We start from the raw sequence: 15,698 nt of genomic DNA, 5'->3' as shown, positions 1-15,698 counted from the left end.
TGCCCGAGGCCCTGCGCGTCGGCGGCGCAGGCCCGTGGTGAAAAAAGCAGCGAGGGGGCGCGGCATCCGCACCCCCTCGCCGGAAAGCGATCCGATCGCTCGGCGTCCGATTACTCGGCCGCGGCCTCCTCCGAAGCCTCCGACTGCTCGGCGGCGATCTCGGCGTCGGCCTCGGCGATCTCCTCCTCGGCGGCGATCGCCGCAGCCGGGACGGCGATGGCGACGACGAGCAGCTCCGGCTCGGCGACCAGCGCGGCGCCCTTCGGGAGCTTCAGGTCGGCGGCGGTGATGTGGGTGCCCTCTTCGAGGCCCTCGACATCGACCTCGACGTGCTCGGGGATGTGGGTCGCCTCGACCTCGAGCGCCACGGTCTGCGCGTCGAGGTTGACGATGGTGCCGGCGACGGGCTCACCGAGGACGACGACGGGGACGTCGACCTGGATCTTCTCGCCCTTCTTCACCACGAGCAGGTCGATGTGCTCGATGATCTGGTGCACCGGGTCCTTCTGGACGTCCTTGACGAGCGTCAGCTGCTCCTTGCCGTCGAGGTCGAGCTCGAGCACCGCGTTGGCGCGGCGGATGAGCAGCGAGACCTGGTGGCCCGGGAGGGCGACGTGCACGGGCTCGGTGCCGTGCCCGTAGATGACGGCGGGGATCTTGCCGGCGGCGCGGAGGCGGCGGGCGAAGCCCTTGCCGAAGCTCTCGCGGAGCTCGGCCTGGACCTTGGTGTCGGGCTCGTTCGACATGGTGTTCTCCTTGCGGGCGCGGGGCCCTGTGTGAGGCGGCGCGTGGCCGCTCCGAATCGGCCTGCGCGGCGGCGGGCCCGGGTATTGGGGATGTCTTCGACTCGAACGCGCGCGCGTGAGGAAAGCCCGGAAGGCCGGCATCACCGCGTCGATCACGGATGCCGCAACCCGCCGCTGTCGACAGGCGCGAGGCATCCCTCGCCGAAGTTCAGGCAAGAGTCTATCAGCGCCCCCGCTACGATGAGGAACGCCCCTGCTTCCCGCCCACACGGAGGACCCCATGGACTACGGCTTCTGGAGCCACGCTCTTCTCTGGCTCATCGGCGCCATGGCCGCCGTCGGCGCCCTGGGCACGGTGCTCGCGTTCTGGAGCCTCGGCCGTCAGGGCTACCGCAAGGACTGAGCGTCACCCCTGGCGCCGAGAGTCACCGGTCGCCGGGAATCTCCGCGAGCTCGCCGTCGACGGCCTCGCCCATCGCTGCTTCGGATTCGCCGACGATCCGCGACATCGCCTGGAACGCAGCATCCGCCTCCCCGCCGGCCACCGCGAAAGCGACGTCGCGGTGCCAGCGCACCGCGTCGGGGTTCGCCTCGTGCGGCATCAGCGCGTGACGTGTGCGTCCCTCGAGCACGGCCTGCACGACTCCCCCGAGCACCCCGAGCATCGGGTTCCCCGACGCACCGAGAAGCGTGCGATGGAACCGCACGTCGGCATCGAGGTACTCGGCCTCGGCCGCCTGCCGGTGATGGCCCGCCATGCTCAGCGCGGCGGCCACGAGCTCCTGACGCTGCGCGTCGGTCGCGTGGACGGCCGCCAGGCGCGCCGCGAGCGGCTCGACGGCACCGCGCAGCTCGTTCAGCTCCTGCAGCTGCCGCGCGCGGCCGGGCCCGTCGAGCCGCCACGCGATGATCTCGGGGGCGTAGACATTCCATTGCCCGACAGGCAGCACCTCGATGCCCGCCTTGCGGCGCACCTGCACGAGCCCCAGGGATTCGAGCACCCGCACCGCCTCGCGCGCGGCCGAGCGAGAGGCGCCCGAGGCCTCCGCCAGATCGGCGGTCAGCAAGCGCGAACCCGCGGGGTATGCGCCGTGCACGATCGCCGCGCCGAGGCGCTCCACGAGCGAATCGTGCACGGGGCTGCGGTGCGGAGTCTCGGCCATGGTCCGATTGTGGCGCACGAACGCTGATCTCATCCGACATTCAGATGCGGATCGATGCTTTATGTCGGACTTATTGACTTCCAGAGAGGATCACGTCAGACTAATCGGCGTACGTGGTCGTGATCGGGAAGGAGAGATCGGATGCCGTCGACTCCACCGATCCTGGTGCTGATGGGCCCGTCGGGCACGGGCAAGTCCACCGTCGGGACGCTGCTCTCCGACCAGCTCGGCTGGTCGTTCCAGGAGGGCGACGACCTCCACTCGGCGGCCAACGTCGAGAAGATGCGACGCGGAGAGCCCCTCACCGACGAAGACCGGCTCCCCTGGCTCGGGCTCATCGCCGCCTGGATCGACGAACGGCGCGCCGCGGGCGAACCCGGGATCGTCACGTGCTCGGCCCTGAAGCGCAGCTACCGCGACATCCTCCGCCGCGACGACGTGGTGTTCGTCAACTTCACCGGAGACACCGCTGTGGTGCGCGACCGCATGATGCGACGCGAGGGCCACTACATGCCCCCGGCGCTCCTCGACTCCCAGTTCGCGACGCTCGAAGCGCCCGGGCCCGACGAGCGGGCGATCGACGTCGACGTCGCGCTCGCACCGGAGGACCAGGTGGCACTCGTCATCGCAGCCCTCGACCTCGAAGGTTCGTGACGACCCGGCCCAGACCGACACAGCCCCCGGGCTAGGCTCGTCATGTCAGCCGCGAGCCGCGACACCCGGACCCGCTCACAACGGACCGCAGCGCCGCGTGAGCACTCGGCCATGCCGTGTAACACGGACGCGCCAGACTTTAGGCTGAAAAGACGACTTGACCCCAGGAGTGCGTGTGTCTTCCCACAACCCTTCAGCGCCCGGCAACCCGAGCCAGACCGAGATCTCGACGGATCAGGACCAGGCTCCTGACGAGGCGACGCAGGCTCACGAGGCTGCTCCGGCGCCCGAGGACGTCGCCCGTCCGACCCCGGAGCCCGGAGGACCGGAGTCCGCCGCGCTCGCGACGGCGAACATCGGCGTGGTGGGTCTTGCGGTGATGGGCTCGAACCTCGCCCGCAACCTCGCCAGCCGTGAGGGCAACACGGTCGCGGTGTACAACCGCAGCCGGTCCAAGACCGACGAGCTGACTGAGACGCACCCCGAGGCCGGATTCGTGCCCGCGTTCTCGTACGAGGAGTTCGCCGCGTCGCTGCAGAAGCCGCGCGCCGCGATCATCATGGTCAAGGCCGGCCGCCCCACCGACGCGGTCATCGACTCGCTCGTCGAGGTGTTCGAGCCGGGCGACATCATCGTCGACGGCGGCAACGCGCTGTTCACCGACACCATCCGCCGCGAGAAGGCCGTCCGCGAGACCGGCATCAACTTCGTCGGCGCCGGCATCTCCGGCGGCGAGGAGGGCGCGCTCAACGGCCCGTCGATCATGCCCGGCGGCTCGGACGAGTCGTGGGTCACCCTCGGCCCGATCCTCAAGTCGATCGCCGCGGTCGCCGAGGGCGAGCCCTGCGTCACGCACGTCGGCCACGACGGCGCAGGACACTTCGTCAAGATGGTGCACAACGGCATCGAGTACGCCGACATGCAGCTCATCGCCGAGGCCTACGACCTGATCCGCCGTGGCACCGGCAAGACCCCGGCCGAGATCGCCGAGGTCTTCGCCGAGTGGAACGGTGGCGAGCTCGAGTCGTACCTCATCGAGATCACCGCCGAGGTGCTCCGCCAGGTCGACGCCGCCACCGGCCAGCCGCTGGTCGACGTCATCCTCGACCAGGCCGGCGCCAAGGGCACCGGCGCCTGGACCGTGCAGACCGCACTGTCGCTCGGCGTCCCGGTCTCCGGCATCGCCGAGGCCACCTTCGCCCGGTCGCTGTCGTCGCACCCCGAGCAGCGCGAGGTCTCGCGCGACCTGCCCGGCCCCGAGGAGGGCCTGAAGGTCGACGATGCCGACGCGTTCATCGAGGACGTGCGCCTCGCGCTGTACGCGTCGAAGATCGTCGCCTACTCGCAGGGCTTCGACGAGATCCGCGCCGGCGCCGCCGAGTACGACTGGACGATCGACCTCGGCGCCGTGTCGAAGATCTGGCGCGCCGGCTGCATCATCCGCGCCCAGTTCCTCAACCGCATCGCGGACGCCTACGACGCCCAGCCCGAGCTTCCCGTGCTGCTCACCGCGCCGTACTTCGTCGAGGCCCTCGGCCGCGCGCAGGGCGCCTGGCGCCGGATCGTGTCGTCGGCCGCGGGCGCGGGCATCCCCGCACCGGCGTTCTCGTCGTCACTGTCGTACTACGACGGACTGCGCGCCGAGCGCCTGCCCGCCGCCCTCATCCAGGGCCAGCGCGACTTCTTCGGCGCCCACACCTACAAGCGCATCGACAAGGAAGGCACCTTCCACACGCTGTGGTCGGGCGACCGCACCGAGATCGAGGCGGAAGACACGCACTGACGCCCTCGCGCAGACGTACCCGAAGGCGGATCCCCCTCGCGGGGATCCGCCTTCGGCGTGTCAGCCGGCGTGACCGTTCGGGCCGGGCTTCACGTTGTGGTTGCGGCAGAACACGTTGCCCGGGTCCCACTCGCGCTTGACGGCGGCCAGACGCGCCATCGTCGCCGGCGGATACATGCGCTCGGCGAACGAGGCGTCGGTCGAGACCGTGAAGTTGCCGTACACGCCTGACCCCTTCGCCTCGATGTCGTCCCACTCGGTGACGACCTGCGCCCTCGTCTGGTCGTCGAGCATTCCGGGCACGTCGAAGGCGCCGGCCATCGCGAACCACGTCGCGTCGCGCGCGGGGAACGCCGAGTCGTCCTGCGAGACGTCGCCGTACGCCCCGCCCAGCGAGCGCAGGAACGCGACGGATGCCGGGTGGCGCTCGCGGAAGGCGACCAGCTGCTCGATCGTGTCGTCGTCGAGCACTGGCACCAGCGTGTTGCCGCCGACGAACCCCGGCATCGGCTGCTCGGGGTCGAACTCGGGCGCCTCGAGCAGCACGTCGGGGTACTCCTCCACCCCGAACTCGCGTTCGGTGACGCCGGGCGCCTGCGCGAGCGGCGCCAGCGCACGGCGCGCGGCCTCTTCGTCGGTGCCGATCCACACCGCGGTGATCGAGGCGCCCGCGGGCGCGCTCGGGTCCATCGCGGGCACGTCCATGTACGTGACGGTGAGGTCGCGAGGGGCGTCGGCCATGAGGTCGCGCAGCGCGCGGATGACCGGCCGCGCGTCGCCGTCGATCCCGTACACCGCGAGGACGACGCCGTCGAGCGGATGCGCCTCGAAGTCGAACCTGGTGACGACGCCGAAGTTGCCCCCGCCGCCACGGAGCGCCCACAGCAGCTCGGGATGCGAGGCGTCCGTCGCCTCCACCACGTCGCCGCGCGCGGTGACGAGCTGCGCGCCCACCAGCTGGTCGCAGGCGAGGCCCCACGCGCGCACCATCCAGCCGATGCCGCCACCGAGGGTGAGGCCGCCGACGCCGACCGACGCGGTGTCGCCCGAGCTGATGCCGAGCCCGTGCTCGGAGAGGACGTGCGCGACCGAGCCCCACTGCGCTCCCCCGCCGACGCGCACCCGCGTGCCCTCGACCTCGACGCGATCGAGGGCCGAGATGTCGAGCGTGAGGCCGCCGGGCACCCCGCCCCATGCGCTGTGGCCGCCGCTGCGGATCATGATGTCGAGCCGCTCGGCCGAGGCGTAGCGGAGGGCGCCGCGCACGTCGTCGACGGTGGCGGCACGGATCACGGCGGCGGGCTCGCCGATGCCGGAGTGGAAGCGGCGGGCGGACTCCCACTCGGAATCGCCCGGACGGATGACGGTGCCGACGGAGCCGGCGCTGAGGTCGTCGTTGCTCATGACGGCCAGGCTAGGGGGCAGCGCCGACATCGGCCAGGGTCGCCCGCATCGGGTCCGCTCGCCGCGTCGGCATGTCGCCGGGCGGGCGTAGGCTCGCGACCGTGACGAGCATCCTCTACATCGGCGGCACCGGAACGATCAGCGCGGCGTGCGTACGCCGCTCCGTCCTGCTCGGGCACGACGTCGCGGTCCTCAACCGCGGCAGCGCCCGGCGCCCGCTTCCGCCGGAGGTCGAGCTCATCGAGGCCGACATCCGCGACCCCGCGGCCGTCCGCGCCGCGCTGGGTGATCGCCGCTTCGACGTGGTCGCCGAGTTCCTCGCGTTCGCGCCCGCGCACATCGCCACGGATCTCGCCCTTTTCGAGGGGCGCGCCGGGCAGTACGTCTTCATCAGCTCGGCCTCGGCGTACGAGAAGCCGCCGCGCCGGCTGCCGGTGACCGAGTCCACGCCGCTGCGCAATCCGTTCTGGCAGTACTCGCGAGACAAGATCGCCTGCGAGGATCTGCTCGTCGCGGCCCACCGCGAGCGCGGTCTGCCGGTGACGATCATCCGCCCCTCGCACACGTACGACGAACGGATGCTGCCCACCCTGGGCAAGTGGACCGACATCGCCCGCATGCGCTCGGGTCGCCCGGTCATCGTGCACGGCGACGGCACGAGCCTCTGGACGATCACGCACGCCGATGACTTCGCCGTCGCGTTCACCGGGCTGCTCGGCAACCCCGCCGCGATCGGCGAAGCCTTCACCATCACCGGCACGCACGCGCCGACCTGGAACCAGATCTACGGCGGGCTGGCCGAGGCCGCGGGCGTCTCGTCCCCCGACCTCGTGCACGTCGCGTCCGACACGATCGCCGCGTTCGAGCCCGAGCTCGGCCCGACGCTCACCGGCGACAAGGCACACTCCATGGTGTTCGACGTGTCGAAGGTGACGGGGCTCGTGCCCGAGTTCCGCACCACGATCACGTTCGACGAGGGCGCACGCCGCATCCTCGCTTACTACGACGCACACCCCGAAGCGCAGGTGGTCGACGAGGGCCGCGACGCGCTCTTCGATCGCATCGCGGCCCATGCGCGCTCGGCGGGCTGACCGCCCGCCGGAGTGACCGCAGCCGGGCTGACCGCCCAACGAATTGGCCGCTGCCCGGCTGACAGTCGACCCCAAGCCCGAGCCCGACCCCGACCCCGCGTCAGCGGGTGATGTCGCGCACCGTGCCCTTGTCGAGGCGCAGGCGGCGACGGGCGCGCCGCGCGACGGCCGAGTCGTGCGTCACGACGATGAGCGTGAGCCCCTCGTCGTTGAGCGCCTGCAGCACCGCGAGGATCTCGTCCCGCATGCTCTCGTCGAGGTTGCCCGTCGGTTCATCGGCCAGGAGTACGCGCGGGCGCTTGACGATCGCCCGCGCGATCGCGACGCGCTGCTGCTGACCGCCCGACAGCTCGCCGGGGCGGTGGTCGGCGCGTTCGGCGAGCCCCACGTGCGTCAGCGCCTCCGTCACCCGGGCCGCGCGCTCCTGCGTCGGCAACCCGAGCGGTTCGAGCGCCATGTCGACGTTCTCGTGCGCGGTCAGGGTCGGGATCAGGTTGAATCCCTGGAACACGAAGCCGATCTCGTGGGCGCGGATGCGGCCGAGCTCGCGGTTGTCCGCGGTCGCGATGTCGATCTCGCCGAGGTGCACGGATCCGGCGGTCGGACGGTCCAGCGCCCCGAGCAGCTGCAGCAGCGTCGACTTGCCGCCACCGGTCGGGCCCTGGATCGTGACGAAGTCGCCCGCGTCGATCGTGAGGTCGACGCCGGCGAGCGCCTTCACGACCCGGCCCTTCTGCGTGTAGGTGCGGGTGACGCCGGCGAGGCGGTACTGCGCCGGGGACGCAGCATCCGGAATCGAATTCGGCTCGGTGTGGATCATGGTCATGACGTGCTCTCCCGTCGGTGGGGTGGGTGCGGTCGGTGCGGTTCGAGTGGGACTGGTGTCGGACATCGGATGCCTCAGCCGACCGATCGCAGCGCTTCGGCGGGGCTGAGCCTGGCTGCGCGCCAGCCGCCGAAGGCGCCGGCGACCAGCCCGCCGAGGACGGCGATGCCGACCGCCGCGGCCACGACCCACAGCGTGACCGGCGCGGTGAGTACGATGTCGGCGCCTGCCGACTGCAGGGCGTTCCCGAAGACACCGCCGCCGCCCATCGGGCCGCCCTGGCCGCCGCCGGGGCGGAAGCTGTCGGCCGACGGCGCGGTCGAGATCGTCGGCGAGATGAGGTTGATCGCCACGATGCCGGCGAAGCCGATGACGAGGCCGATCACTCCGCCGATCGCGCCCTGCACGACGGACTCCCCCGCGACCTGGCCGACGACCCGGCCGTTCGACCAGCCGATGGCCTTCAGCGTGCCGAACTCGCGCGTGCGGCGCGAGACACCCGAGATCGTGAAGAGCACCGCGAGCACCAGCGCGACGGCCAGCACGATGAGCGAGAGCCACGTGCCGAGGTTCGTGATGAGCGCCGACGCGCTCGAGAGCGACCCCGACACGGTCGAGGCGAGATCGGCCTGCGAGCTCACGGTGGCGTCGGGCAGCTCCTCCTGGAGCGCGGCCTGGACCGACGCGATCGCGTCGGACGACTCCGCCTGCACGTACACGGTCGACACGACGTCGCCGGCGCCCGAGAGCTCCTGCGCGACGCCCAGCGGGATGTACACGTTCGAGGCGGTGTCGGCCTCGTCCGAGGTCGAGGCGACGATGCCGACGACCTCGAAGTCCTGCCCGCCGACGTCGATCGTGTCACCCACCGCCAGGCCGGCCGTCGAGGCGTAGGTCGCGTCGAGCACGGCCACGTGCTCGCCCTCGTCGGAGTCCGCGAGCGCGCGCCCCTCCGAGACCGAGACCGCCGACAGTGGACCGACGGCGTCCGCCGACGGGTCGATGCCCAGCACCGTGAACGAATCGACGCCGAACGAGCCGCCGCCGAAGCCGCCGCCCCCGCCCTCGCCCTGCTGCGGCGGCTGACCCTGCGTCGCCGCACCGGAGTCGCTCGACTCGTCGGGACGCTGCGGCAGCTCCCCCGAGAACGTCATGTTGGTGAGACTGAGAGCGGCGGATGCTGCGCCCACACCTTCGATGCCGGTCACCGTGTCGAGGGTCGAGGCGTCGAGCGTCGACCGCATCGGCTCGGTCACGAGCCGCGACTGACTGAGCTCGGTGGTGCCGTCGTCGGTCGTCGATCCGCCGTCCTCGCCGAAGTCGAAGCGGGCGGGGCCGCCCTCGCCCGTCTCCGCCTGGGCGCCGGTCACGGTGAGGTCGGTGCCGACGCCGTACACGGACTCGAGCGCCTGCGCCTGGGCGGCGCTCACCCCGGCGGCGAGCGAGTTCACGATCATCACGAGGGCGATCGCGATCGCGAGGCCGGCGGCCACGATGATCGTCTGCTTCTTGCGGCCGGCCAGCTCCCGCCGCAGATAGGTGAAGTACATGGGTCTCCTCTTGGCGGGCGGAATGCCGGCCGTCGCTGCGACGCTACGAAGCGGCGTGATGCGGCATCCCTGTGCGGACTATGAGTCCCTGATGACCGTGAGACGACAGACGGCGGACGAGACCCCGGGTGAACCCCACGGTCTCGTCCCGCAACTGTCGTCTCACCGAGGAGAGGTGGCCGATCTCACAGCCGGCGCATAGCGCGCTCCATAGGAATCGCATAGGTACGCGTCCACAATGGGACGCATGACCAATCCCGCACCCGCCCTGCTGCGTCCCGACGGCACGAACCTCCGCGTCCTCGTGGTGGACGACGAGCAGATGCTCACCGACCTGCTGTCGATGGCGTTGCGCATGGAGGGGTGGGACGTCCGCACCGCGGGCTCCGGCTTTGAGGCCCTGCAATCGGCGCGCGAGTTCGAGCCCGACGCGATGGTGCTCGACGTGATGATGCCCGATCTCGACGGCATGGCCGTGCTGCAGCGGCTGCGTCAGGCGGGCGACGACGTGCCGGTGCTCTTCCTCACCGCGAAGGACGCCGTCAGCGACCGCGTCGCCGGGCTCACCGCGGGCGGCGACGACTACGTCACCAAGCCGTTCAGCCTCGAAGAGGTCGTGGCGCGCCTGCGCGGACTCATGCGCCGTGCCGGCACCGCGCACGCCGCCGGCGCCGAGCCGATCCTCCGAGTCGGCGACCTGACCCTCAACGAGGACAGCCACGAGGTCGAGCGCGCGGGCACCGAGATCGAGCTCACCGCGACCGAGTTCGAGCTGCTCCGCTACCTCATGCGCAACCAGCGTCGCGTGGTCTCGAAGGCCCAGATCCTCGACCGCGTCTGGAACTACGACTTCGGCGGCCGCTCCAGCGTCGTCGAGCTCTACATCTCGTACCTCCGCAAGAAGATCGACGCCGGTCATGAGCCCCTCATCCACACCGTGCGCGGCGTCGGCTACATGATCAAGGCGCCGCAGTGACGCACGACACGACCACCCCCACGACGAGGGGGACGGATGCCTCGACCGGCGCGATCGCGCAGGTCGAGGCATCCGTCATCCCGGATCGGGAGGAAGAACTCCCCCGGCGCGCGCCGTGGACGCTGCAGCGCCGGCTCATCGTCACGGTGGTGGGGATCACGTCGTTCATCATGGTGCTCGTCGCGGTGGCGACCAGCGCGATCCTCGGCGGCGTGCTCGAGTCCCAGCTCGAGGCGGAGGTGAAGTCCGCGCAGCAGAGCGTGGAGTTCATGCGTGGCCCGATCGGAGCCGGCTACACGGCGGAGCAGGTGCTCGAGCAACAGCCCGCGCCCCGCCCCGGATTCTTCCTTGCCGTGGAATCGACGCCCGGTGAGCCCACGGCCGCTGTCGTCGATGCCCAGGGCGAGGTGGTCGCACTCACGGACGACCAGATCAGGTCGATCGCGGAGAGCATCAAGGGCCAGAACGGCCAGTTCGTCGTGACCGTCGATGGGCTCGGCACCTATCGCATCGAGGGTGTCCCGCTGGGCAGTGCCTTCGCGATCGTGGGACTGTCGCGCGCCGGCGTCACAGAGACCCTCACGCGCATGCTCATCACCATCGCGCTGCTCACCGTGGGAGGTCTGCTGCTGCTCTCGGTGGCCACCGCGTGGACGATCCGGCGAGGCCTCGCGCCGCTGCGCGCCGTCGCCGACACGGCGGGCCGGGTGTCGGTGCTTCAGCTCGACCAGGGCGAGGTGTCGATCGCCGAGCGCGTGCCGGTGCGGCAGGCCGACCCGCGCACCGAGGTCGGCCGTGTCGGCGCCGCGCTCAACACGCTGCTCGACCACGTCGATGAGTCGCTCACAGCGCGTCAGCGCAACGAGGAGCGCATGCGCAGCTTCGTCGCCGACGCCAGCCACGAGCTGCGGACGCCGCTCGCGTCGATCCGCGGCTACTCCGAGCTCTCGCTCACCGCGCTCAGCCGCGGCCAGGGCATGGCGCTCGAGACGACCGAGGCGTCGCTCGAGCGCATCCAGGCGCAGTCGCTGCGCATGACCTCGCTCGTGGAGGATCTGCTGCTGCTCGCCCGGCTCGACGAGGGCCAGGAGCTCGTCTACGGCACCGTCGACCTCACGCGCCTCGCGATCGACGCGGTCGGCGACGTCACGCCGACCGGTCCCGACCACGAGTGGGTGCTCGAGGTCGGCGATGAGCCCGTGCTCATCGCCGGCGACACCGGGCGCCTGCACCAGGTCGCCGCGAACCTGCTCGCCAACGCGCGCACGCACACACCGGCCGGCACGACGGTCACCGTGAGCGTGACGCGGGACGGCAAGGACGCGATCCTGCGCGTGCATGACGACGGCCCCGGCATCGATCCGTCGATCAAGGACGAGCTCTTCGAGCGCTTCTCCCGCGCCGACCGCTCGCGTGCGCGCCAGACCGGCGGCACCGGCCTCGGCCTCTCGATCGCCCGGGCCATCGTGGATGCGCATGGCGGCAGCATCCGTGTCGAAAGCAGCCCCGGCGACACGACCTTCGAGGTGCGGCTCCCCGCGCGCCCGGCCGACCCCGCGTCGTCCTGACCCCTTCCCGGTCGTCCCGCGGCACCTCCCCGTTTTCGCGAGAGTACAGCTGGTCGCCGAGAGGTAGGGAACCAACCACCCTCTCGTCCACCAGAAGTACTCTCGCCGGCGCGAGGCGCCAGTCCCGGGGCCAGGCCGCGGCGTCGGGCGAGACGCTGGGCCGTGACGCCCGGTCGTCCCGCGGCACCCCCGGTTTCGCCGAGAGTACAACTGGTCGCCGAGGGGTAGGGAACCAACCACCCTCTCGTCCACCAGAAGTACTCTCACCGGCGGGAGACGGCGGGCCGGGACGCCGGGCCCCGACGCTGGGCCGAGACGCAGGCGACGCCAGCGCGGGGCGGGTCAGTAGCCGCTGAAGGCGTCGGTCGTGATCGAGCGGGCCTTCTCGAGGGCGGGGGCGAGCTCGGCGATCAGGCCCGCAGGACCTGAGATGTACGCGTGGCGCGACGCGATGTCGGGGACCACGCGCACGAGCCCCTCGGCGTCCAGGCGCACGCCCTGCGCCCACACCCAGTGGGCGGGGAGGTCGGCGGGCCGGTCGCGCGTGAACACCACGACGCGGGCTCCGGATGCCTCGATCTCGTCGCGGTACGCCAGCTCCGACGAGTCCGACGCGACGTAGACCAGGACGACGTCGCGATCGATGCCCTTCGCCGTCGCCTGGCCGAGCTGCGACACGAACGGCGTCACGCCGATGCCGGCAGCGACCATCAGGATCGGCGCGGCGTCGCGCTTGGGGAGCAGGAAGTCGCCCCACACGCCGGTGATGGCGAGCTCGTCGCCCGGCGAGACCTGAGCGAGCGCCTTCTTGTACGAGCTCAGCGCCTTGGTGGTCTTGCCCTCCTTGAACGCGACCTTCACGAACGGCAGGTCGGCCGGCGCCGACGCGATGCTGAACTCGCGGCGCGTGCCGCGCGCGTCGGGGTGGCGGTGCGGCACCTCGAGCTCCAGGTACTGGCCCGGAAGGAACGCGAGCCGGTCATGCACGCGGAACGTGAGCTCCTGCACGGTGGGCGTCGGTTCGGAGCGCGCGACGAGCGTGAGCCGCACCGCCGTGCGGACGGCGAACGCGAAGGCGACGAGGTTGCCGACGAGGAGCGCGCGCTCCTGCCCCAGGGTGATGTCGCCGACGGCGATCGGCCAGCCGGCGAGCACCCCCACGACCCCCGCGACGACGAACTGCTGCCAGCGGCGGGGCGGCAGGGTCAGGGGCTCCGACAGCATGAACGCGCCGAGGAACAGGAACGGCGACGACCACAGCACCGGCCACAGCAGGTCGAGCACCTCGATCTCGAGCCCGGCGTCCTGGTACTGCGCCGACGTGCGGATGACCGCGACGGCCACGGCGACCACGAGGAACACGAGGATCACGCGCACCTTCTCGGTGCGCACCAGCACGGCGAGGCCCAGCAGGATCACGGGCGCGGCGAGCGCGGGCGTTCCCACCCACCATGCCGACGCCCCGAGGTCGGGCCACGCGAGGCTGAGCAGCGTCAGCACCGTCGCGCCGACGGCGGCGGGGTTGAAGATGTGCCGCCCGCGCCACGCCAGCACGTACTTCGACAGCGAGGCGACGGCCGCCGCGATCGCGATCCCCAAGAGCGGGAGCAGCTCGACCGTCGGCCGCAGCACGAACAGCAGGATGTGCGCCGTGATCAGCGACGATTCGAGGCGCCACGGGAGGTTGAGCACGCGCTGGGCCGCAGCATCCACTCCCACACACACCGCGGAGAGCACAGCCAGGGTCACGATCAACTGCAGGGGGTCGGGCCCGATGAGGCGCTGCTCGACGGGCAGGGCCAGATCGATGAGCGACAGCAGCAGCGCGACGCCGGCGAGCGCGGCGAGCGCGAAATACACGAGGCGGTACATCGACATGCGGCCGAGCACCGCGAAGACGCGGTTCCAGAGGGCAGTGAGGCCGGTCATCGGGTCACACCGCCTGGAGGGGCTCGAAGCGGCCCGCAGGCGGGAGGACGCGGATGCTGTCGCCGGGGCGTACGACGCCGCCCGCGAGCACGACCGACATGACGCCGGCCAAGCGTACGGTGGCACCGTTGTCGTCGGCGTAGACCAGTTCTTTCATGAGCCCTTCCGAGAGTCCGTTGATCTGCGCGCAGGGGTTGCGGAGCCCGGTGATCTCGATCACCGCGTCGTCGCCGAGCTCGAGCAGCGTGCCGCGTGCGAGGCCCAGCAGGTCGATGCCGGACGTCGTGATGTTCTCGCCCAGCGCGCCGGGCGTCACGGCGTGGCCGCGCTCGGCGATGTCGTCGAACAGCTCGGCGTGGATGAGGTGCACCTGCCGGAGGTTGGGCGTCGTCGGGTCCCGCTTGATGCGCGAGAGGTGCTGCACGGTGGCGCCGGCGTGCGCATCGCCTTCGACGCCGATCCCGGCGATCAGGGTGATGCTCTCGCGCGTCGGTTTGCTGAAGCGATGCGCGTCGTCGCGCGAGACGGCGACGACGTGTCCGGGGAGGGGCTCGGTCACCCCTAAACGCTATCTGCTCGCACGAACAGGTCGGCGCGGCAGCCGGGCGACCACTCGACGCGGCCGTCCGTGGTCATGCGCACCCACTCGGCGCCCCACTCGTGGGCGAGCCGCGGGCCGCCGTCGAAGAACAGCGCGGTCGCGATCGCGTCGGCCGTCATCGCGTCGGGCGCCACCGCCCACGTCGCCGCGATCGTGCGCACAGGCTGCCCGGTGCGCGCGTCGAGCACGTGATGCAGCGTCGCGCCCGTCGCCGAGGGCCACGCGCGCCGGTTGATCGCGGAGGCGCAGAGCGCCGCATCCGCCACCTCCCACACGCCGATCGCGCGACGCGGATCGAACGGATGCTCCAGCCCGATGCGCTGCGGACGCCCCCGCACGGCGAGGTCGCCGCCGGCGTCGACGGTGATGTCGCCCGCCTCGGTGTGCAGGAGCACGTCGAGCACGAGGTCGACGAGGCGCCCCTTGCCGAGCGCGCCGACGTCGATCAGGGCGGGCTCGCTGAGCGCGAGGCGACCGCCCTGCCAGGTGAGCCGCTCGCGCCAGTCGTCGGGCGCAGCGATCGGCCCCGCATCGTGGAACGTGTAGTGAGCGTCGTAGCCGAGCGACGCGAGCGATGCGCCGACGAGCGGATTCACCGCTCCCCCGGTCGCGTCCGCGAGGGTCGCGAGTGCGTCGAGCATCGCGACGGCGTCGGGCGGAGCCGGGATCGACCCGCCGGCGCGGGCGAGCGCGCTGACCTCGGAGTCCGGCCGGAACCGCGACCACGTCCGGTCGAACGCGTCGATCCGGGCCGTCACCTCGTCCTGCACGGGACCGGGCAGCTCCCGCTCGGTGACGATCTCCCACGTCGTGCCGATGGCGTCGAAGCGCCACGACGCCGCCGCGGTGCTCACGGGCTAGTTCGCCGCTTCGGTCTTGATCGCGTCGATGGCCTTGTTGAAGCCGCCGCTGGTGAGCGACGAGCCGGCGACGCGGCTGACCTGGATGTCGTCGATGTCCTGCCCGACGACCACGTCTGCGATGCCGCCGATGAACTGGCCCTGGTACTGCTCGGACTCGCGCTTCTGGGGGTCGCCCGTCACCTCGACGGCGGTGATGATGTCGTCCTGGAGGGTCACGGTGACGCTGATCGTCTCGACCGACTCGGGCGTCGCGTACGAGCCGTCGGCTGTGTACGTGCCGTCGGCGTAGGCGCCGGTGCTGGTCGAGCCGGTGTCGTTCGAGGAGGAGCCGGAGTCGCCCGACGACGATCCGGAGTCGGTCGTCGTCGGCTCCTCGGCCTCGGAGGCGGTCGCGGCGCAGCCGGAGAGGAGCGCGATGCCGGCGACGGCGGTGAGGGCCGCGCCGGCGCGGACGGGGCGGGAAGCGAGTGCGGTGCGGATCATGATGGTCCTCCTGGCTCGGGTCGGGCTCGTGACGTCGACGCGATTCATGCGCCTGACTGGA

15 protein-coding genes are annotated in these 15,698 nt (G+C 71.5%); 6 read left to right on the top strand and 9 right to left on the bottom strand.

Features of this window, described 5'->3' with window-relative positions:
• Positions 1-110 precede the first annotated feature (110 nt).
• Positions 111-746 (bottom strand): 50S ribosomal protein L25/general stress protein Ctc, encoded by a 636-nt coding sequence (locus tag ACFC1I_RS16640; RefSeq protein WP_376011784.1) that lies wholly within the window; start codon positions 744-746, stop codon positions 111-113.
• 280 nt (positions 747-1,026) lie between these two features.
• Here ACFC1I_RS16640 and ACFC1I_RS16635 point away from each other — a divergent pair, with 280 nt between their 5' ends.
• Entirely contained in the window at positions 1,027-1,149 is a 123-nt protein-coding gene (locus ACFC1I_RS16635) for a hypothetical protein (protein ID WP_275403153.1), read from the top strand.
• 22 nt (positions 1,150-1,171) lie between these two features.
• Here the strand turns inward: ACFC1I_RS16635 and ACFC1I_RS16630 are convergent, their stop codons facing one another.
• A complete protein-coding gene (locus tag ACFC1I_RS16630) occupies positions 1,172-1,909 on the bottom strand; it encodes a FadR/GntR family transcriptional regulator (protein WP_376011781.1) in 738 nt (245 codons plus the stop codon).
• A 141-nt stretch (positions 1,910-2,050) separates the two neighbouring features.
• Here ACFC1I_RS16630 and ACFC1I_RS16625 point away from each other — a divergent pair, with 141 nt between their 5' ends.
• Together ACFC1I_RS16625 and gndA are read left to right on the top strand one after the other, a co-directional pair.
• Positions 2,051-2,563 (top strand): gluconokinase, encoded by a 513-nt coding sequence (locus ACFC1I_RS16625; RefSeq protein ID WP_376011778.1) that lies wholly within the window; start codon positions 2,051-2,053, stop codon positions 2,561-2,563.
• Positions 2,564-2,918: 355 nt separating this feature from the next.
• On the top strand, positions 2,919-4,346 hold the full coding sequence (gndA, locus tag ACFC1I_RS16620; protein ID WP_376012103.1) for an NADP-dependent phosphogluconate dehydrogenase: 1,428 nt from the start codon (positions 2,919-2,921) through the stop codon (positions 4,344-4,346).
• Positions 4,347-4,406: 60 nt separating this feature from the next.
• Here the strand turns inward: gndA and ACFC1I_RS16615 are convergent, their stop codons facing one another.
• On the bottom strand, positions 4,407-5,750 hold the full coding sequence (locus ACFC1I_RS16615) for an FAD-binding oxidoreductase (RefSeq protein WP_376011775.1): 1,344 nt from the start codon (positions 5,748-5,750) through the stop codon (positions 4,407-4,409).
• A 101-nt stretch (positions 5,751-5,851) separates the two neighbouring features.
• Between ACFC1I_RS16615 and ACFC1I_RS16610 the strand changes: the two genes are divergently transcribed.
• Positions 5,852-6,841 carry an SDR family oxidoreductase gene (locus ACFC1I_RS16610; RefSeq protein WP_376011772.1) on the top strand — a complete coding sequence of 330 codons (990 nt, stop codon included), beginning with the start codon at positions 5,852-5,854 and terminating at the stop codon, positions 6,839-6,841.
• Positions 6,842-6,941: 100 nt separating this feature from the next.
• Here the strand turns inward: ACFC1I_RS16610 and ACFC1I_RS16605 are convergent, their stop codons facing one another.
• A complete protein-coding gene (locus ACFC1I_RS16605; protein ID WP_376011769.1) occupies positions 6,942-7,667 on the bottom strand; it encodes an ABC transporter ATP-binding protein in 726 nt (241 codons plus the stop codon).
• 74 nt (positions 7,668-7,741) lie between these two features.
• The gene (locus ACFC1I_RS16600) at positions 7,742-9,217 is read right to left on the bottom strand and encodes an ABC transporter permease (protein WP_376011766.1); all 1,476 of its coding nucleotides are present in this window, start codon (positions 9,215-9,217) and stop codon (positions 7,742-7,744) included.
• Between the two features lie 247 nt (positions 9,218-9,464).
• On the opposite strand from ACFC1I_RS16600, the gene ACFC1I_RS16595 reads away from it, so the two are divergent.
• Entirely contained in the window at positions 9,465-10,193 is a 729-nt protein-coding gene (locus ACFC1I_RS16595; RefSeq protein WP_376011764.1) for a response regulator transcription factor, read from the top strand.
• Complete coding sequence (locus ACFC1I_RS16590; RefSeq protein ID WP_376011761.1) at positions 10,190-11,761, top strand: sensor histidine kinase; 1,572 nt, start codon at positions 10,190-10,192, stop codon at positions 11,759-11,761. The genes ACFC1I_RS16595 and ACFC1I_RS16590 overlap by 4 nt, the downstream gene beginning before the upstream one ends.
• A 342-nt stretch (positions 11,762-12,103) precedes the next feature.
• Here the strand turns inward: ACFC1I_RS16590 and ACFC1I_RS16585 are convergent, their stop codons facing one another.
• Genes ACFC1I_RS16585 through ACFC1I_RS16570 form a run of 4 tightly spaced genes read right to left on the bottom strand, consistent with a single transcriptional unit; the run spans position 12,104 to position 15,637 of the window.
• On the bottom strand, positions 12,104-13,690 hold the full coding sequence (locus ACFC1I_RS16585; protein WP_376011758.1) for an FAD-dependent oxidoreductase: 1,587 nt from the start codon (positions 13,688-13,690) through the stop codon (positions 12,104-12,106).
• Between the two features lie 4 nt (positions 13,691-13,694).
• Positions 13,695-14,249, bottom strand: a complete 555-nt coding sequence (locus ACFC1I_RS16580; protein WP_376011755.1) for an MOSC domain-containing protein — start codon at positions 14,247-14,249, stop codon at positions 13,695-13,697.
• Positions 14,250-14,251: 2 nt separating this feature from the next.
• Complete coding sequence (locus ACFC1I_RS16575) at positions 14,252-15,145, bottom strand: FAD:protein FMN transferase (protein ID WP_376011753.1); 894 nt, start codon at positions 15,143-15,145, stop codon at positions 14,252-14,254.
• Between the two features lie 3 nt (positions 15,146-15,148).
• Positions 15,149-15,637 (bottom strand): hypothetical protein, encoded by a 489-nt coding sequence (locus ACFC1I_RS16570; protein ID WP_376011750.1) that lies wholly within the window; start codon positions 15,635-15,637, stop codon positions 15,149-15,151.
• Between the last annotated feature and the right edge of the window lie 61 nt (positions 15,638-15,698).

This window comes from Microbacterium sp. NPDC056044, from assembly GCF_042267145.1.
Classification (GTDB): Bacteria; Actinomycetota; Actinomycetes; order Actinomycetales; family Microbacteriaceae; genus Microbacterium.
Note: the sequence above shows the minus strand (reverse complement) of the source record. Positions and strands in the feature narration are given on the sequence as shown.